Here is a 17,878-nt window from a genome sequence, read left to right as displayed (position 1 = left end):
AAGAGCCCTCATTTGAGGGCTCTTTTGATAGTAACTATGCAGCGCTGAGATGTGTGGTGAGATACGGTTGCCAAGCATGTTGATAAAGCGCTTTAGATTGGCTGCGCATCGATTTGATTTGTGCGACCTCAAACTCGCTAAACTCACGTCGCTCGGATGCCGCTTTACGTTCTATCTTCTGAATCTTCTCATACAGATCATGCTCTGGACCGCTTTTCACATCGGCAATGGCTTTCAAATGGACCTGAACTTCCGCAATCAGCTTGGTTTTTGGAAGCTGAACCAGAAGATTCAAATCACGATAACCCGATGCCGCTGGATTTTTGAAGCGGTTTTTCACCTTAACAATGGTGGTTTCACGATTAAGTACTTCATAGGCAGACATCAGGCTTTCAATGTCGTCTGCAACGATGGTCGCGCGAGCTAAATCGGTAATGCGTTCAGTTTGGCCGTCTAGCTCATAGGCGATCTTTTCTTTTGCTCGTTCAGCGGATTTTACGCCTGCGAAATAAGCGTCTGTGGATGTAAGTAGCGCAGTGCTTTTACAGATGGTTTCAAGTTCAGCTTGAGCTTGATGTGCTTTGCTATAAAGGATATCGAAGTCTGAGTAGGGTTGAAGTGGTGTAGAAGCGATCGGTTTAATACCGTAAAGGCCGCTTAAATTATGTTTGAATGCTTTTGAACAGACTTCATTTTGATTCGCTGGACGGTTTTCCTCACTGCCAGGTGCTGGTGGTACAGCAGCAAAAGCAGGCGCTCGGCTGAGCATTAAAAGCATTAGGGCCGTCGTACGTAGGAATAGGCTCATTCACTCTCCTTAGAGTCGTCGCTTAAGAAAAAGGTGTCGAAAAAGGTTTCAATCACTAAGCTTTACGATTCTACATTTCATATCTTGGGGCTAAAGCTCCGATTCCAATAGCGATTTTTGCTTCTCTATCCAATCTTTGAACTCTGTCCCATTTCTTTGGAGTGACCAATTTGGATTAAGTTCATCACCAAGATGTAACCAAGTATAAAGGGCGTAGCTGAACCTAATCTGAACGTAAATTTGAGATTCGGATTGTCAATAGATAGGGCTTTCGCTAGGCTAAGCGCAAGTGAAGTCAGTGACAGAGAATAACAATGAAAGACCCAGAATTTTGGCATTCTAAGTGGGCGGCCAATCAAATTGGATTCCACCTAGAAGATGTTAACCCGCTGCTTATCGAGTATTGGAAGCATACCAACCCAACGCATGACTCAAAAGTGTTTGTTCCCTTGTGTGGTAAGTCGGAAGATCTTGTTTGGCTCGCGACAAAACACGCCGACGTACAAGGTGTTGAGCTAAGCAATATTGCGGTACGCGCTTTTTTTGCTGAACACTTCTATACACCAATGGTGATGCCAGTTAATGGTCAACACGAGCTGTTTCAGTTTGATGAGCTCTCGATCTATGTGGGAGATTTTTTCACCGCGCCAATTCAGCCAGTTGATATCGTTTATGATCGCGCCTCTCTTGTCGCATTACCGCAAGACATGCGTGGCGAGTACGCTGAGCGCATTAAATCACTGTTAAAACCGGGTGGAAGAATGCTGTTGGTGACGCTTGAGTACGATCAATCGCTGATGGCGGGGCCTCCGTTTTCGGTACCGGAGCAAGAAGTAAGAAGCTTGTATGCAGGCTACAAAATTACCCAGTTGCATCGTAATGATGAGGCGGACATGCCACCGAAACTTGCAAAAATTGAAGGGGCACGAATGACCGAAGTGGTGTATTTGATAGAGTCTTAAATGAAAAGAGCGTTTGGGAAACCAAACGCTCTTTTCGATCGCGATTAGTAAATCACTTTTACTTGTGCAGCGCTAGTGACGGCATCTTCGATTGCTTGCTCAATGGAGTCACGACGAGTAATTGCGACACCTAAGCGGCGGCGTCCATCAATATCTGGCTTACCAAAAAGGCGAACTTGGGTTTGAGGTGCTGCGAGCGCTTGCTCTAAACCTTCAAAACGGATGTTTTGTGACGTGCCTTGGCCAAGAACCACCGCGGATGCTGCTGGGCCAAATTGTGTAATGCCAGCAATTGGCATACCTGTAAAGGCGCGCACATGCAGCGCGAATTCAGAGCTGTCTTGCGACATCAAGGTGACGAGACCTGTGTCGTGTGGGCGAGGGGAGACTTCATTGAAAATAACGGTGTCCCCCTTAATGAAAAGTTCTACACCAAAAATGCCATAGCCGCCCAATGCGTTGACCACTTTTCCTGCGGCGTCTTGAGCGGCGGCCAGAGCTGCATCTGACATTGTTTGTGGCTGCCACGATTCGCGGTAGTCACCATCTTCTTGGCGGTGACCAATCGGAGCGCAGAAGTGTACACCGTCAACCGCGCGCACAGTAAGTAGCGTAATTTCATAATCGAAATCGATAAAGCCTTCAACGATTACGCGCCCAGCCCCCGTTCGACCACCTTCTTGAGCGTAATCCCATGCCTTTTGGACATCATCAGCAGACTTAATCACGCTTTGCCCTTTGCCTGACGAGCTCATTACAGGTTTGCACACGCATGGAATACCCACGGCTTCGATGGCGGCAGTAAAGTCTTGGTAGTTGTCAGCAAATCGGTAAGGAGAGGTTGTCAGCTCCAGTTCCTCTGCGGCTAAACGGCGGATTCCTTCACGGTTCATGGTAAGTTTCGTCGCGTTCGCAGTTGGGACAACATTAAGTCCTTTCGCTTCAAGCTCGACTAACTTATCGGTTGCGATAGCTTCGATTTCAGGCACAACGAAATCCGGTTGTTCTTTTTCGATGATCGCCTCGAGAGCCTCTCCATCAAGCATATCCAAGGTGTAGCTGCGATGAGCGACTTGCATTGCCGGTGCATTTTCGTAGCGATCACAGGCAATCACTTCGAGCCCGAGGCGTTGGCACTCGATTGCGACCTCTTTTCCAAGTTCACCAGACCCAAGCAGTAGAACGCGTGTTGCGTTTTGACGTGTAGCCGTACCAAACATAGATAACCCTTATTATTCAGAGGAGAATGAAATTGTAGGCGATCATACGTATCTCGAACCAAAAAGCAAACGTTTGCGTTGGCTGCGCATAAGATAATGGGTGCATGTACTGTAAATTGGTTTTAAAATGCCGCGCAATAGTATGATTTGTAACTAATAATTACTTAATATTATTGATTGTCTTGTAGTTTATGTCGATTGAGATGAGGAAATTGTTTCGATTGCGATTATAATGATATCAATATAGAAGCCGTGTGAATTATAAGTCAACAGAGCGCCAACTCACTGAAATTTCGTCGAAATCTTGTTTCAAGTTTTCCCCAGACGTAAAGGTGATAAAAACAAATGCTCGGGATATAAAAAGAACAGATGCAGTACGACCCAAAACAATCCATCAAGATACCGATTGATACGCTGACGGTGGGCATGTTTGTTACCGCCATAGAAGACAGCAAACGCGTCAACCTTGCTAATGCAGGGCGAGTACCTACTCAACAAGCAATTCGTCAATTGGTGAAAAATGGCGTTAAGTATGCTTGGGTAGATCAAAGTCTGTCGGTAAAGGGCAGTGTATTTAAACCAGTAAGCGAGCAGCCAGAGGTGGAGCCAGAAGGCGCGCCCCCCGCACCGACAAAACGTAAGAAAATGAGCCGCTTTTCCCAACAGAAAAAAGCCTCAAAGATTATCCGCGAAGCGAAAGGTCTAGCGCAAAAAATTCTTAATCAGACGTTTGAAGGCAAGTCTATTCATGTAGATGAGCTAGATGGCTGGGCAGATGATTTGATTGAGTCCGTGCTGATCGATTCTGATGCGCTTCACTGCGTTTCTGCGTTAAGAAGTAAAGATGAGTACCTGCTGGAACACTCGGTCAACGTTGCGACCTTATTGGTCTCATTCGGTAAGCATCTAAACTTACCCAAAGAGACGTTAAAACAGATGGCGATCGGTGGCATTATCCATGATGTTGGCAAAATCAAAGTCGACGACAAAGTGCTCCATAAACCCGCACGCTTAACGCCAGAAGAGTTTGAGCACATGAAGCTGCATCAGGTTTATGCGGGAGAAATCATCAGTACCGTTACTGGGCTGAGCGATATTGCTCGTGACGTATGCTTAATGCACCACGAGAAATTAGATGGGACAGGGTACCCAAGAGGTTTGACTGCTGAGCAGATGCCAACTCATGGGCGTATGAGCTGTATTGTTGATATATATGACGCTCTAACCGCGGATCGCTGTTACAAAAAGGGGATGAGCTCCGCAGAGGCGTTTAAGATTTTGCTTAGCCTGACACCATTTCACCTAGACCGAGACTTGGTCTATAAGTTCATCAACTGTATTGGTGTATACCCAGTTGGTGCTTTGGTTGAACTGAGTGATGGTCGGGTCGGCATCGTATGGACTTCCAATGCGGCGGAACCACTTAAACCTGAGGTGAAGTGTTTCTACTCTCGAAAGTACAAGCGTTTCATTGACGTGTCATACGTTGATGTAAAACACAGTAAAGTAACCATCGAACGAGCGATTGCCCCAAGCGGCTTAGAAGTGGATCCGACACCGTTCTTCGACGTTTAGGTAAGTGGCAAAGTGAAACAAAAGGCGCTCATTGAGCGCCTTTTGTATTTTATATCGCTAAGTAGGCGACCGGAATATCGGGATTGATTGCTTCCAGTGTTGCCTGTGTATCCGCAAGGTGACTGATGGTACCATCGGCCATTTCCGCCAGTGCCGCAGACTCAATATTTTGTAAAGACTTACCATCTAGTAGTAGCTGAATCATCGCCACTTGCAGTGGTGGTAAGCTTGGGTTAAACGCCGCATTTTCAGCGTATGCACCTAAGTAAACTTCACCGCTATCGAGTTTAAGACACACGCCACTTAAGTTCTTAGTGTAAGGGGCGTGGCTGCGGTTAAGTGCCTCGACGGCTTTGTTAACCATTTCATCGGTTTCATTCGTATGCTTGCCATGGTCAACGCTAGACATGAGCCCAGACTCGATACCAAGATCGGAAGGGCCAAACGACTCCGGTAGATACTCTTGCAAGGTCATTTCATCACGCTGTGGTAGCTGCACCACTAACTTATCTGCGGTGGTCAATTCATTCATAAACTGACGACAGTGGCCACAAGGGCTAAAGTTAATCGTAATGTCTGAAATACCTTGTTCGCCTTTCATCCATGCGTGGCTAATGGCTGACTGCTCTGCGTGAACGGTTTGGCCGAGTTGTGCGCCGAGGATTTCGACGTTCGCGCCAAAGTATAAGCGTCCTGACAAACCGCGTACGATCGCGCCTACATAAAAATTTGAGATAGGTGCATAGGAATAAGCGGCAGCAAAAGGAAGCAGCGCGACGCGAAGTTCGTCATCTTCTAGCCCTGAAATGGACAGAAGCTCTGAAAATTGCTGAGGGGAAAGCGTTGCGTCAAAGTCATCAGCTAACAGAATGGGTGATAGGTATTCTGCGATTTGGCTTGGCGCATCAGATAGCGCTTTTTCAATGCGGCTTCTCATGGTGAATCCTTGTGTATACGTTAATTGATATCTTTGGCACGGGCGTCTTTACAGTACAGACATGCCTTGATACTGGTATTTCATTTTATGCGAAGAGTAAAACATTACTGAGATTTAAATCACATTAATCCGTGCAACGAATTTATTGTTTACATAATTAGAGTGAGGTCACACATGGAATCGATTACATAAGGGAGAGAAGTGAGGTCGGTCGAGCTGCGACTGAACAGCTCGACCAAACGTCGCAAAAGTGAGTTAGGCAGCAAGCCAAACGGCAAATGCGAAGAAAGAAGGGGCAAGGATAGAAGTAATCACACCACAAACCACTAAGGCGAGAGAGCTAAATGCAGCGTCTTGACCATCTTTTTCAGCGCAGGTTGCGGTTCCCAGCGCGTGGGATACCGTTCCCATGGTAAGCCCTTTGGCAATAGGGTGAGTAATGTTAAGCAAGTTGTAGACAGGGTACGCCACAATCGCGCCAAACAGACCGACGATTAGGACTAAGATCGCGGCAATTGCCGGCTCTCCGCCTAGGTGGCTAGAGACTTCCATCGCGATAGGCGTGGTGACGGATTTACCAAGTAGGCTTGCGATCAGTGTGATGTCGGCTTGCATGTAGACGGCAATCATACTGGCAGTGAGCATCGACATCACGCTACCTACACCGCAGGCAAGCATGATGATTCGCCAGTTTGCTCGGATCTGCGGCAATTGCTCATACAGAGGGTAAGCCAGTGCGACGACAGCGGGTTGAAGCAGATAGTTAATCCACTGGTTGTCAGCATAATATGTCTCAAACGGAATCTTCAGATAGGTCAGAAGTGGAATGAGTACAGCTAAGCTGATCAAAAGCGGGTTCATAAATGGGCTTTTGATTTTTTGACACAACCAGCGAGCAGCGAAAAAGACAACAAGGGTAACGAGTAGCCACATTACTTTTGTCCTCCTTTTAGCATTCGATCAAGCATAAGCCCAAGCAATACAAGAACAATGAACGTCCCCCCTACCGCGCTGGCGAGAATAGGCAGAGCATTGGCGAGTAACATATCGAAATGCTCCATCAACCCAACACTGATGGGCACAAACAGCAGCACCATATAGCGAATAAATAAACTTGCGCTTGGGCGTACCCAGTCGACTGGAACAAGTCCACTTGCAAGCAATCCAAAGAGAATCAGCATGCCGATGATGCTGCCAGGAATGGAAATATTGAGAAGATGTTGAATGTTGATGCCCGCGATGAGGCAGAGGAAAATCAGCCCCATTGACACAACGTATTTCAGCACTGTTTTTGCCATAAGTTGTTATCGTCCGAAATTATCATGCGTTGCAAAAACGCAACGTAAAAAACCAACACGGTGTAAACCCATGTTGGTTGGGTGTCAGTGCCTCATGACTGGTAATTATTGTGTATGTGGCTGAGGCATCTGTTAGGGTGCAGGCGTTCTGGTATCTAAGATACTAGCTTTTGTACGTATTGATAAACGGATTTTAAAATAGCTAGCTTCTTTTCATCACTTTCATGTTCGTGAACTAAGTTTTCCAAATTGAGCATATAGTCTTCAATACGACTTTCGAAGTAGTCTCGGCAATGATTTGCCCAGCGTTGCTGTTCTGACTCATCTAAAGTGGCAGGGAAGTTGCGTGCTCGGTAGCGAAATAGCAGCGGTGCAATTCGGTCATCATTAAACGAGATGTCAAGCGCCGCCAAGTTATTTGGATCGGTTTGGCGAATAATGTCCATCGAGGCTTTATCCGCCGGAGAAAAGAATCCGTCATAAAGCATGCTATCGACATCGTTATCTTTCGCGTATTCCCGGTCGATGCTGTATAAGCCAATCAGCTTTTCGCGTATTTCAGGGGTTTGACGCAGACGTGCCAAGTTCTCAAGGCATTGTTCTCGGTTGATACCAATATTCGCGGCGTTTTCTGCGGTTAAGGTTTTCGCAGGCGCAAGTATCGGACACTTATTAAGGTGGACCAGTTTTACCGGGACCGGAAGTTCATCGTCTGCCAGTTCTGAGTGTTTGGTGTAAAGGCGTTCATTGAGCTGTTCTACGTCCAAATCGAACAGGGGTTGTGGGTCTTTGGCCAAATCGACCATGATCACCGCATTTTGGTTGGTTGGATGCCAAGCCACCGGAACCATCCAACTGGTGTAATTACACTCTCGACCCAACATGCCCGAGACATGCATTAATGGCGTCATGTTAACAATATCAATCAGATCGTTGAGCTTGCGTTTGTGGCGCATACTGAGGAAATAATCAAACAGCTTAGGTTGCGCAGCTTTGATCTTCTTCGCCATTTCAATAGTAGCAATCACGTCGGCCATCGCATCGTGGGCATTTTCGTGTTCAATCCCGTTGGCTTTAGACAGGTGCTCTAGCTTAAAGCTGATAAACCCTTCGTCATTTTCTGGCCACTCAACTCCTTCTGGGCGTAGTGCATAACAAGCGCGCATCACGTCGAGAAGATCCCAGCGAGAGTTGCCGTTTTGCCAGCTCCAAGCGTAGGGGTCGATGAAATTGCGATAACACGTATAGCGAGTCACTTCATCGTCGAATCGAATGCTGTTGTAACCCAGGTTAATGGTGTTTGGTGTGGCAAGCTGCTCATGGATCTTGGCGATGAACTCTGGCTCAGACAATCCTTTGGCAACGGCAGTTTGAGGAGTGATACCGGTAATTAATGCCGCTTCTGGTGCGGGTAAGTAATCTGTCGGTGGTTGACAATAGATAACCAGAGGCTCACCAATGATGTTGAAATCCATATCGGTACGCACACCTGCAAATTGGCAAGGACGATCCTTTGCAGGGCTGGTTCCCCACGTTTCATAGTCGAAAAAGAAAAACGTAGGTTGATGCTCATGTTGCATTATCTATTTACCAAGTGGTTGAAAATCACTTGAGTATTAGACCACTGCGACGCGAGCAAGGCAACGGTATCGAAGAAATCAGAGCGGTTCTGGCGAGGGTTTAATCAGAGCAAGAGGAGGGTGAGCATGTCACCCTCATGATTGTTAGTGTTTGGCGAGATCGTCCATCACCATCGAGTTGTGTTGTTCGTGAATGGTATTGACGCGAATGCGCTTCTCAGGTTCCAGCTTTTCATATTCCGTGAGGTAGATGTCACTGTGGATGTGCTCAGCGATCATTTTCACCATCAAGCGGTTGTTGGCATAAAGGCCCAAGGTTTCGTCACGGTGAGAAAACATCAGTGCTAGCTTCATATCCGCTACACACATAAAGCGGTGAGAAGGGTACTCGATTTCTTCGTTGTCAGAGCGAGAATACATTTCGATCTTCTCGTGTGGACTCGCTACTTTATTGAATGAGAAAACAATCACGCGCACGCCACGTTCAATGGCATCACAAAGCTCTTGTGCAAACAGATTTAAGTTAAAGTCGGTATTGAGGTAAATCTCCAAGTTGGCTTGGTTGATCACTTCTTTGGCTTTTTGCAGCACATTTTCATAGCCGGTGACGTTGTACACAAACTGCTTTTCTTCTTGCAGCATCATCTTCGACAGTTCGGTTTTAAGAATATTGATATTCTCAACGGTCTTTTTCTCAATTTGATTGAAGATCAGTTCTGGCGATTTCGCTTCATACTCTTTGGTATCACCGTCTGAAAGGAAGATGTAGCCGTTGGCATAGAGGTTATCGATCGATGAATAAACTGAAGAGCGAGACAAAGAGATGTCTTTAGCGATTTTGTATCCGCTTGCACGGCCGTTTTTGAGTAGGTTGATGTACACAAGCGCATCGGTTTTAGAAAAGCCGAAATCCATCAGTTTGGTCACTAGATCTGACACAGGTTGTCCTCTGAAGCTGTTCAATTTATTTACCTACTTTAGATTATCATTGTCATCGTGCGGAGAGAAAACGATTGTTGTGATTTTTTTCCGAGAAGAGTGCCGCACCCTGAGCAAAAGCAAAGGCATCACTGGATAAGGTGATCGAGTCGGGGAGCAAAGAGACGTCGATGTAGCGACTCAGCGCCACGAGTAAATCGTCTTTGATACGGACGTGGCAAACCACGTCGCCAGACAGCAGAAGAGTCTCGGGCATTAATTCGGTTATTGGCTTGGCCAAACTGCGAGCCAGCTGGTCGATAAAGGTACGATACACCCTTGTATCGGTTGGGACCGCGTTGGCGACACCAGCAAAGATCACCGCAAGCGGTTTGTCTTGCAAGACGATTTGGTGATACTGCCTTTCAATTCCGCCGACCGACAAAAATTGCTCGATACAGTGTTCACTGCTGCACCGACATACCGGCGTTAAGCCATCGACGAGCCAGTCAAAACCAGGAAGTTCGGAGTGTGCCCACGTCTCACACAGACCGCTTGGGCGTAATTTGCCGTTCTCAAACAACGCCAAACCACAACTGTCGCCGAGCGAAACGCTTAACAAACGCTGATGGTGTACAGATACATGCATCGCAGCCGCTTGCGAGTGGCTGACAAGCTGGCATTCGATCGTGAATGTTTGGCTCAGGGCATTCGCGAGTTGCTCTGGAGACGGTTGATGGAGGCTATTGGCAGCCGTGAAGTATTCAGAGCAACTTAGTGTCAGCGCTTTGAGTTCACCAAATTGAATTCGGCTTTTATTGACCAAGCGCTTTAAGGTGTCGAGAAGCGAAGCTGAGTTTGAAGAGAGGGGCTCTCTGGCTCGGAGTCGCTCGTGGCCTGCAGCGTCACTGGTGTATGTGTGAATGGATTGGGAATCCAAAGAGATTCCCAAATGAATGGCGCCTTGCATTAGCGAGACACTTGTTCCATGACATAACCATAGGCGTCAAGCTCGTACGGTTTACCATTACATACGACGGTTTTCACTTGGTCGCTGTTATTGAGAATAAAGCGCCACTCACCACGTTGATAGGCGATGCAGTGATCATCATCTACATCAAGCCAGTCGAGGTAAGGTAGATTGAACGCCGCTGAGCTTTTACGCAGCGAAATGAGGTCCTGAATAAACCCCTTAAATTCAAGATCTTGCTCTGACTCGTCCCAAATCATGCATTTGCGGTTATCTTCACTCCCCATGCCACGTTGCCCATCAATGCCTACCTCTCCACCATAGTAGATGCAAGGCGCACCAACTTGGGTGAACATAAAGAGGTAAGCCAGTTTTGCTTTGCGTTTGTCACCGCCACACAGCGAGATGATTCGGGTAGTATCGTGGCTATCGAGCAAATTAAACATTGCTTCATTCACATTGCGCGGGTAGGCCATGTAAGATGTTGTGACCGCGTTTTTAAACTCTGCCTTATTCAAGCTGGCGATGGCAAAATAATCGGTGATTGCCTGAGTTAACGGGTAGTTCATCAAAGAGTCATATTGATCGCCACGCAGCCAAGGCATCCCTTCATGCCAAATTTCACCGAGGATGTAGCAGTCTGGGTTAGCTTGCTTCACTACCTTGCGGAACTCTCGCCAGAAGCTGTGATCGACTTCGTTGGCAACGTCTAAGCGCCATCCATCAATACCAAATTCTTCAACCCAATGCTTGGCAACATCGAGTAAATAAGCGCGACACTCTTCATTCTCGGTATTGAGTTTTGGCATCTCCGCAACGTTGGCGAACGTTTCGTAGTTCAGGTTCCAAAAGTCCCATTCCTCTCTTGGCGTGTCTGGGTAAACAGGGAACTGGTTGATCCAAAACCAATCCGCGTATTGAGAGTCTTTACCTTTCTCAACCACATCAAGCCATAGCGGTGATTGATCGCCAATATGATTAAACACCGCATCGAGCATCACCTTCATTCCGCGTTTATGGGCTTCGCTAACCAATGCTTTAAACGCTTCATTACCTCCAAAATGAGGGTCGACATTGTAGTAGTCCACCGTGTCATATTTGTGGTTGGCATTGGCGGTAAAAATAGGGCAGAGGTAGAGTCCGTTCACGCCTAGATCATGAAGGTAATCGAGCTTATCGATCACGCCCCATAAATCGCCGCCCATAAAACTGTCGCTGGTGGGTTGGCTGCCCCATGGTAATACGTTATTCGGTGAAATCTCTGGGCGTCCATTGGCGAAACGCTCAGGAAAAATCTGGTACCAAACCGTCTCTTTAACCCACTTTGGTGTGGTTAATACATCGCGAGGGTTAATAAACGGAAAGCAGAAAAAGTTGCTTAAGTTACTCAGTTCGACTTCTGCTTGAGCATCCTCGGCGATGTCGACGATGCGCTTTTCACCAAACAGCAGTTTTTCACCACCTTTACCGTAAAGGATAAAGCCGTAACGTGTGCGCTTTTTGGGAGGGGTAAATTCGGCGAACCAGTGATCGTGATGCTCTGATTGGCCTTCAAAACTCATTTCCACTTCATTACCACCGACCCAACCGTGGGCGTCACTACCGCCGAGGTTACCGCCATCTAAGCCGCCTTCTGCCCAGTGATATGGGTCTCCAATCCAAAGGGCGACTTTTTCGATTTCACCTTTGGCGCTGCGTAAGCGGATATGCAGCGTGTCATTATCGTAGGCGTAACTGTCCGCACTCTTTGCCGAGTGTGAAAGGGAGCTTCTTGTAATCATGTGTATATCCTGACGTTGTTATTCTTTTACTGCGCCACTGACTAAGCCTGTGGTGATGTGTTTTTGCGTGACCACAAACAGTAGCGTGATAGGTACCGCGACTAAGAGAGAGCCGGCGGCAAACAGAGTAAAGTTCTCTGCCGAGTTGGAAGAGATCCAACTAAAGATGCCAATAGCTAAGGTCATTTTCTCTTCGCTGCGCAGGATGAGCGTTGGCAAAATGAAGTCCATCCACGGGCCTGTAAATGACACAAGGGCGACGAAAACCAGAATCGGCTTGGCGAGCGGCAAAATGATCTCAAGGAAAATGGTCATGTGACCGGCACCGTCAATTTTTGCTGCTTCATCGAGTGAGGTTGGAATCGCATCAAAATAGCCTTTGACCAACCAAACCATGAAGGGGAGTGAACCCGTTACATAAACGAACAACAAGCCAGCGTAGGTGTCGATAAGGTTCATCTTCGACAGCAAAATGTAGATTGCCGTCATGGAGAGAAACGCTGGGAACATCTGTAGCACAAGAATGCTCATCATAATGTTGCGCTTGCCTTTAAAACGGTATCGTGAAAAGACAAAAGCTGAGAGGGTCACCACAACCAGTGAAATCAACATATTCGCCGTTGCTAATAGAAAGGTGTTTTTGTACCAATCGAAGTAAGGTGTATCGTTGAATAGCGCTCGGTAATGGTCCAACGTGAACTCAATTTCCGTAAAAGATGAGCTGAACAAGTTAGTGCCGACTTTGAAAGAGGCCAAGATCGTCCAAAGCACAGGACCGAGCACCAATAGCGCATTTGCTGTGAGAAACAGATAGACGATCGCAGTGCCGATTTTTCCGATAAATTTGTCCATATTACATACCTACGTCGTCTTTAAAGGATTTCATGCGTCGGAACTGCCAAATCGCGATGCCAGACAAGAACAAGAAAATGATGATCGAGATAACAGAGGCAATTTGATATTGCTGGAAGTCGAGCGTGAGCTTGTAGATCCAAGTAATCAGGATGTCTGTGTGACCCGCAAATCGATACTCAGGGTTAATCGGTCCACCTTCAGTTAGAAGGAAAATGGCGCCAAAGTTGTTGAAGTTATGGGCAAACGTCATCACCAAAGATGGCGCAACTTGGTGTAACACCATTGGCAAGGTGATTTCCCAAAACTGTTGGAACTTACTGGCACCGTCCACTTCACTCGCTTCGTACAGATCGGAAGGAATATTGGTCAATGCACCGGCAATCAACAACATAAAGTAAGGTGCGCCGACCCAAACACTGACAGCGATAACCGTAATTTTTGCCGTGAATGGATCAGAGAGAAACGCAATAGAATCAAAGCCCCAAGCGTTTAACGTCGCATTAACCGGTCCGACCCCATTAAGCAGTAAACGGAACATCAGCAAGGTAACGAAAGCGGGAATGGCGTAAGGCAGAATGAAGATAAAGCGCCACGCTTTTTTCGCTTTGATGTCTTTCTTTTGCAGCGCCAGAGCAAGCAGAAAACCAAATCCACAAGTACAAACAGTCGCAAAGAACGCCCATATTACCGTCCAAGAAGCCACGCCAAAGAAAGTACTGGACCAGATTTTTAGCTCAAACAGCGCAATAAAGTTTTTAAATCCAACCCAATCCACCAGGTTACGCGGCGGGATATGATGCGGCGCCGAATAGTTGGTAAACGAAACCAACACGGTGATGACGATTGGCAAAATGATGAACGCGATGCTGGCCAAAAAGGCTGGTGACAGCATGATAAAGGCGAATTTCTCGTCGTAGATCTGCTTGAATTGCTCTGAGAGAGACGCGTGGCTCGGCGTTACACTTAGCGCATCTTTCACGTTAATGGCGTAGACACACAAGAACAGAAAGCAGTAAATCAGCGCGATCACCCCTTCAACCAGCATAAAGATAGAGTTGTCGCCGGGGATGATGTCAAAACCATTACGCACTTGAGCCACATCGCCGAGTGTCACCAATCCTTTTAGTGCGATAGTGATGTCGACGAGAAACAGCAAGGTGACGATTTGCAAGGCGAGGAACGCAGCCCCTTTGACCCAATGGCCAAAGCGTAGCTGAGTCGCGCCCATAATCAGGAGCGAAGTGGGCACCTTAGGTGCCGGCTGAGTTTGTGATAACAACATAGACATCTTTACTCTTGTAATTCAATCTGTTCTGCGATGATTGAGCGAGCACGGTCAAGAACCTCTTTCGGTGACTTGTCATTGACCCACATTGCCGTAATGGCACTCGCCATTGGTGACCAAATAAAGCCCATTTCAGGGATGGATGGCATCGCATCGGAATAGAAACCTTGAGTGATGATGGCGTAGGTTGCTTCGTCTGCATCAACAATGATCTCTTCCATCACCGATTGGACTGGTGGAATGGCCTTGGTCATCTCAAAGCGTTTTTTCAGCATCTTGTCGCTCGACAGATAATCTGCGAAAAGCTGCGCGGCTCTTGGATATTCCGTGTAAGAAGAGACAACGGCTAGGCGCACGGTTGAAAACGTTCTAGGCTGCTGACCTTCAAGCTTTGGTAGAGGTACAACGCCGTAATTGACACCAGAATCTTGGTAGCCTTTGATGGCCCAAGGACCATCGATGATTGCCGCCACTTTCCCTTCGCTAAACAAACCACGACGAACTTGTGCATTTCTCATGTCGATTGGGTTGGAGTTGTTTGCAACGCGCAGCTTCTTCATTGCCTCTAAGCCTTGCTGCGCTTTCTCTGAGTTGATACCGATGTCTTTTGCGTCGGTGCCGTGATTACCAAACTCATACGCGCCGTACAACGTGACAAACGAACGCGACTCGTAATAGTTCTGAATGTCCCACAGCAGCGCGTACTTGTGAGATTTTTTATCGTTGAAAGTTTTCGAAAACTCAATGAGCTCTTCAAATGTGTTGGGTGCTTTTGGCAGTAAGTCCTTGTTATAGAAGAGTGCCGTGGTGGCGAAACTCACCGGGAAACCATAGCTCTTTCCTTCTGACTTGGAGGCGTCGATGGCATTTTGCATAAAGGTTTCATTGATGCGCGGTGCAGACACCAAGTTTTCCATCGCGCCACCAGCGACAACCAGTCTACCCAGCAGGTCATGTTCGATTTCGGCAACGTCCGCGACGCGAGCTGAGCCGCCATCTTGGATCAGTCTTGAGGCTGCATCGATAGGAGCAAGGCCACGAAACGAAAACTCAACATCGTAGTTAAAGTCTTGATTAAACGCTTTAGCCGCGTACTCCATGTAGTCGACGGTTGTCGAATCCGTCCAGATCAACAGCTCTGCGTTGTCTTCTGGGGAGATGGCTTGTGCATTGACCGTTGCCGCGACCAAAAGAGATCCAATCAGTCCTGCTGTAATTAGGTTTTTTTTCATACCCACACCGCTCATTAGGTTAGTAGTCCATAAGATACTACTAGGTTAAAATGCCGTCGTAATAAGTCAATATAATAAACATGGGAATGGTATCTATATGTGATATTTGTCACTAATATCGGTCGGTGTTATGGGGTTGCTGTTTGTTATATGAAACCAGGTTGAATAAGGGCTCAACGTAAAATTCACTTGTTAATTTTGCCTTATGCTTATGAAAAACAGGGTTTTTGTGACCAAATTCAAAAATACCATCATTAATGGTGATGCAAGTCTCATTTGTAGAATCAATAGGAGGAAATCTAAAAATATTTCCAGAACAATAATTAGGCGTTCAACGTGAACTACTAAAATTCATGGCCAGAATTTTTCTAATATCCACTGCCTGGAACAATTAAGGAAATACCGTGAAACGAACAACATTGTCTGTACTCATTGCTAACACACTGCTTTTAAGTACGACCGCATTTGCTGCTAATGACCGAGGCTTTGCCCCTGAAGATACTTTTTTTGATGACGCTTTAAAGTTCGGTGGTCATGTCGGTTCTTCAATCGAATATGAAGATAAAACCGTCTCGAATTACGATTCGTTTGGTGGCGGCGAGCGTCATGAAAGAACCATGACACACGAGGTATTGGGCGCTTACTACAACAACCCAACATGGAATGCGACTGCGCTTTACGCTTTCAAGCTAGAAAGTCGTGAAGTGAAAGATGGCAAATACGCAGAAACAGAAGATGGCTACAAACATCTTTTCTCAATAAACAAAGGCTTCAACTTAGGTGACGGTTGGGACACGGGTTTAATCTATGAACTCGAGTACAGCCGCGGCAAAGTGGTCAATACTGGCGGCGAAACGGGATTACGCACCAAGAGTGCAGAGCACAGCATTCGCCCTTATTTGACCTACTGGAACAATGAGTACAGTGCGGGCTTCTATTCAAACCTCGAGTACTTGTTTAACGACGAAGACAAGAGTGATTGGGGTACGCGTGAAGAAAAAGGCTACAGCTTACTTTTCAAACCATACAAGCGTTTTGGTCAGTGGGAGCTGGGCGTCGAGTTCTTCTACCAAATCAAAGACAACGAAGCGAAGAACGGTGCCGGTCAAATCAATGAGGTCAGCGACTTCACTGAAAAATACATTGAGCCTATTGTCCAGTATACCTTTGAAGAAGCGGGTACGGCTTACGTACGTGCTCGAATCGGTCAGAATGAAACCAAATTTACTGATGGCTGGGCTGAAGATGAAGAGTTCTTGAAAGACATTCGTAAAGCCACCATCGGTTATGAGCAAGCGATTGGTGAAGACTGGCTAATGAAAGCCGAATATGAGTGGGCTAAAGATACCGAAACCTTCAGCAAGCTCAAAGGTGAAGAGAAAGTGGTTGAGCAAAATACTCTATTTGTTCAAGCGCTATACCGCTTCTAAATCCTTCAATCAATAATGGATAACCTGTAATGATTAAAGTTTCAGAAATTGCCCAACTATTGGGTGGGGAAGTCATCGGTGACGAGACACTTGAAATCTCTCAGATTCGCCCTGTAAAGAGCGATGTAAAAGGTGGCCTTGCGATTGTCTTTTCGAAATCTGATTTTAAAGGGCTTTCTGAAACTTTAGCGGACGTCATTATTGGCCCCAAATCGGTTCTCCAATCAAACGCTAAAGTCAAAATCGTCATTGATAAACTCAGTGCTGAGCGTATCAATCAGGTGATGCGCTTTTACAAAGTGCACAAGTACCAACTGTTTGATCAAGGTAATACGTCAGACATTGAAGGTGTGTACATTGGTAAGCATTGTCAGATTGGCGAAGGTTGCCATTTTATGCCCGGTGTCAAAATCATGAATGGCGTAACGATTGGCAATAACGTTGCCATTCATGCCAACACAGTGATCAAAGAGGGGACGATTATCGGTGACAATGTCACGATTGATTCAAACAACTCGATTGGTAACTACAGTTTCGAATATATGGCTGGCACACGCACACGCTATGAACGTGTGGAAAGTGTGGGGCGTGTGATTATCGAAGATGATGTTGAGATCGGTTGTAACAACACCATCGATAGAGGCACCTTGGGCGATACGGTAATTGGTCGAGGGACTAAGATCGATAACTTGGTGCAAATCGGTCACGACTGCAAGATTGGTCAGCACTGTCTGCTGGTATCGCAAACGGGATTTGCTGGACACACCGTGTTAGAGGATCACGTCATCGTTCACGGTCAAGCGGGTACAGCGGGCCATCTGACCATAGGTAAGAACTCAGTCGTGAAAGCAAAATCGGGTGTTAGTCACTCCTTTCCGGCCAACAGCGATATCTTTGGCTACCCCGCTAAGAATGCCCGCGAGTATTACAAAAATCTCGCGGTACTAAACAAACTCACCAAAGAAAACAAAAACAAACCGACCGAGAAAAAAGGCTGGCTTGCGCGCTTGTTTGGACGCTAGCAGCA

16 protein-coding genes are annotated in these 17,878 nt (G+C 46.7%); 4 read left to right on the top strand and 12 right to left on the bottom strand.

The window, feature by feature from the left end; all coding sequences use genetic code 11:
• Positions 1 to 34: 34 nt before the first annotated feature.
• Positions 35 to 808, bottom strand: a complete 774-nt coding sequence (locus RJ47_RS14990) for a phosphoribosylglycinamide formyltransferase (RefSeq protein WP_038215080.1) — start codon at positions 806 to 808, stop codon at positions 35 to 37.
• 314 nt (positions 809 to 1,122) lie between these two features.
• Here RJ47_RS14990 and RJ47_RS14985 point away from each other — a divergent pair, with 314 nt between their 5' ends.
• Complete coding sequence (locus RJ47_RS14985; protein WP_039484832.1) at positions 1,123 to 1,770, top strand: thiopurine S-methyltransferase; 648 nt, start codon at positions 1,123 to 1,125, stop codon at positions 1,768 to 1,770.
• Between the two features lie 44 nt (positions 1,771 to 1,814).
• On the opposite strand, the gene purT is transcribed toward RJ47_RS14985, so the two are convergent.
• On the bottom strand, positions 1,815 to 2,990 hold the full coding sequence (gene purT, locus RJ47_RS14980) for a formate-dependent phosphoribosylglycinamide formyltransferase (RefSeq protein ID WP_039484829.1): 1,176 nt from the start codon (positions 2,988 to 2,990) through the stop codon (positions 1,815 to 1,817).
• Between the two features lie 369 nt (positions 2,991 to 3,359).
• Here purT and RJ47_RS14975 point away from each other — a divergent pair, with 369 nt between their 5' ends.
• The gene (locus RJ47_RS14975; RefSeq protein ID WP_039484826.1) at positions 3,360 to 4,565 is read left to right on the top strand and encodes an HD-GYP domain-containing protein; all 1,206 of its coding nucleotides are present in this window, start codon (positions 3,360 to 3,362) and stop codon (positions 4,563 to 4,565) included.
• Positions 4,566 to 4,614: 49 nt separating this feature from the next.
• Here the strand turns inward: RJ47_RS14975 and cdd are convergent, their stop codons facing one another.
• The 10 genes from cdd to RJ47_RS14925 all read right to left on the bottom strand — a co-directional run bounded on the left by cdd (position 4,615) and on the right by RJ47_RS14925 (position 15,421).
• Complete coding sequence (cdd, locus tag RJ47_RS14970; protein WP_005470699.1) at positions 4,615 to 5,502, bottom strand: cytidine deaminase; 888 nt, start codon at positions 5,500 to 5,502, stop codon at positions 4,615 to 4,617.
• 255 nt (positions 5,503 to 5,757) lie between these two features.
• Positions 5,758 to 6,435 (bottom strand): CidB/LrgB family autolysis modulator, encoded by a 678-nt coding sequence (locus RJ47_RS14965; protein WP_039484823.1) that lies wholly within the window; start codon positions 6,433 to 6,435, stop codon positions 5,758 to 5,760.
• A complete protein-coding gene (locus RJ47_RS14960) occupies positions 6,435 to 6,800 on the bottom strand; it encodes a CidA/LrgA family protein (RefSeq protein WP_039484821.1) in 366 nt (121 codons plus the stop codon). The genes RJ47_RS14965 and RJ47_RS14960 overlap by 1 nt, the downstream gene beginning before the upstream one ends.
• A 155-nt stretch (positions 6,801 to 6,955) precedes the next feature.
• Positions 6,956 to 8,380, bottom strand: a complete 1,425-nt coding sequence (gene sbcB, locus RJ47_RS14955) for an exodeoxyribonuclease I (protein WP_039484820.1) — start codon at positions 8,378 to 8,380, stop codon at positions 6,956 to 6,958.
• A gap of 144 nt (positions 8,381 to 8,524) precedes the next feature.
• A complete protein-coding gene (locus RJ47_RS14950; protein ID WP_038189096.1) occupies positions 8,525 to 9,319 on the bottom strand; it encodes a TrmB family transcriptional regulator in 795 nt (264 codons plus the stop codon).
• 52 nt (positions 9,320 to 9,371) lie between these two features.
• Positions 9,372 to 10,268, bottom strand: a complete 897-nt coding sequence (locus RJ47_RS14945; RefSeq protein ID WP_039484817.1) for an ROK family protein — start codon at positions 10,266 to 10,268, stop codon at positions 9,372 to 9,374.
• Entirely contained in the window at positions 10,268 to 12,049 is a 1,782-nt protein-coding gene (locus RJ47_RS14940) for a glycoside hydrolase family 13 protein (RefSeq protein ID WP_039484815.1), read from the bottom strand. Before RJ47_RS14940 ends, RJ47_RS14945 begins: the two co-directional genes overlap by 1 nt.
• 18 nt (positions 12,050 to 12,067) lie before the next feature.
• Positions 12,068 to 12,901, bottom strand: coding sequence for a sugar ABC transporter permease (locus RJ47_RS14935; RefSeq protein WP_005470771.1), 834 nt, complete (start codon positions 12,899 to 12,901; stop codon positions 12,068 to 12,070).
• A 1-nt stretch (position 12,902) separates the two neighbouring features.
• Positions 12,903 to 14,186 carry a carbohydrate ABC transporter permease gene (locus tag RJ47_RS14930; RefSeq protein ID WP_039485242.1) on the bottom strand — a complete coding sequence of 428 codons (1,284 nt, stop codon included), beginning with the start codon at positions 14,184 to 14,186 and terminating at the stop codon, positions 12,903 to 12,905.
• Between the two features lie 8 nt (positions 14,187 to 14,194).
• Positions 14,195 to 15,421, bottom strand: a complete 1,227-nt coding sequence (locus RJ47_RS14925; protein ID WP_038189568.1) for a maltose ABC transporter substrate-binding protein — start codon at positions 15,419 to 15,421, stop codon at positions 14,195 to 14,197.
• 404 nt (positions 15,422 to 15,825) lie between these two features.
• Between RJ47_RS14925 and RJ47_RS14920 the strand changes: the two genes are divergently transcribed.
• Both RJ47_RS14920 and lpxD read left to right on the top strand, forming a co-directional pair.
• A complete protein-coding gene (locus tag RJ47_RS14920; protein WP_039484813.1) occupies positions 15,826 to 16,851 on the top strand; it encodes a hypothetical protein in 1,026 nt (341 codons plus the stop codon).
• Between the two features lie 29 nt (positions 16,852 to 16,880).
• Positions 16,881 to 17,873: a UDP-3-O-(3-hydroxymyristoyl)glucosamine N-acyltransferase gene (gene lpxD / locus RJ47_RS14915; protein ID WP_039484811.1), complete on the top strand. Its 993-nt coding sequence runs from the start codon at positions 16,881 to 16,883 to the stop codon at positions 17,871 to 17,873.
• Positions 17,874 to 17,878: the final 5 nt, after the last annotated feature.

The sequence above is a fragment of the Vibrio sinaloensis genome (assembly GCF_000808535.1).
In the GTDB taxonomy this organism is placed as follows: domain Bacteria; phylum Pseudomonadota; class Gammaproteobacteria; order Enterobacterales; family Vibrionaceae; genus Vibrio; species Vibrio sinaloensis_D.
This window is presented reverse-complemented; position numbering and strand designations above follow the sequence as displayed.

Excerpts from the sequence above, each read along its gene's own strand:
- RJ47_RS14940 (WP_039484815.1), bottom strand. The coding sequence starts at position 12,049 with ATGATTACAAGAAGCTCCCTTTCACACTCGGCAAAGAGTGCGGACAGT.
- RJ47_RS14965 (WP_039484823.1), bottom strand. The coding sequence starts at position 6,435 with ATGTGGCTACTCGTTACCCTTGTTGTCTTTTTCGCTGCTCGCTGGTTG.
- sbcB (WP_039484820.1), bottom strand. The coding sequence starts at position 8,380 with ATGCAACATGAGCATCAACCTACGTTTTTCTTTTTCGACTATGAAACG.
- RJ47_RS14990 (WP_038215080.1), bottom strand. The coding sequence starts at position 808 with ATGAGCCTATTCCTACGTACGACGGCCCTAATGCTTTTAATGCTCAGC.
- RJ47_RS14975 (WP_039484826.1), top strand. The coding sequence starts at position 3,360 with ATGCAGTACGACCCAAAACAATCCATCAAGATACCGATTGATACGCTG.
- RJ47_RS14935 (WP_005470771.1), bottom strand. The coding sequence starts at position 12,901 with ATGGACAAATTTATCGGAAAAATCGGCACTGCGATCGTCTATCTGTTT.
- RJ47_RS14945 (WP_039484817.1), bottom strand. The coding sequence starts at position 10,268 with ATGCAAGGCGCCATTCATTTGGGAATCTCTTTGGATTCCCAATCCATT.
- RJ47_RS14960 (WP_039484821.1), bottom strand. The coding sequence starts at position 6,800 with ATGGCAAAAACAGTGCTGAAATACGTTGTGTCAATGGGGCTGATTTTC.
- lpxD (WP_039484811.1), top strand. The coding sequence starts at position 16,881 with ATGATTAAAGTTTCAGAAATTGCCCAACTATTGGGTGGGGAAGTCATC.
- RJ47_RS14985 (WP_039484832.1), top strand. The coding sequence starts at position 1,123 with ATGAAAGACCCAGAATTTTGGCATTCTAAGTGGGCGGCCAATCAAATT.
- cdd (WP_005470699.1), bottom strand. The coding sequence starts at position 5,502 with ATGAGAAGCCGCATTGAAAAAGCGCTATCTGATGCGCCAAGCCAAATC.
- RJ47_RS14925 (WP_038189568.1), bottom strand. The coding sequence starts at position 15,421 with ATGAAAAAAAACCTAATTACAGCAGGACTGATTGGATCTCTTTTGGTC.
- purT (WP_039484829.1), bottom strand. The coding sequence starts at position 2,990 with ATGTTTGGTACGGCTACACGTCAAAACGCAACACGCGTTCTACTGCTT.
- RJ47_RS14930 (WP_039485242.1), bottom strand. The coding sequence starts at position 14,186 with ATGTTGTTATCACAAACTCAGCCGGCACCTAAGGTGCCCACTTCGCTC.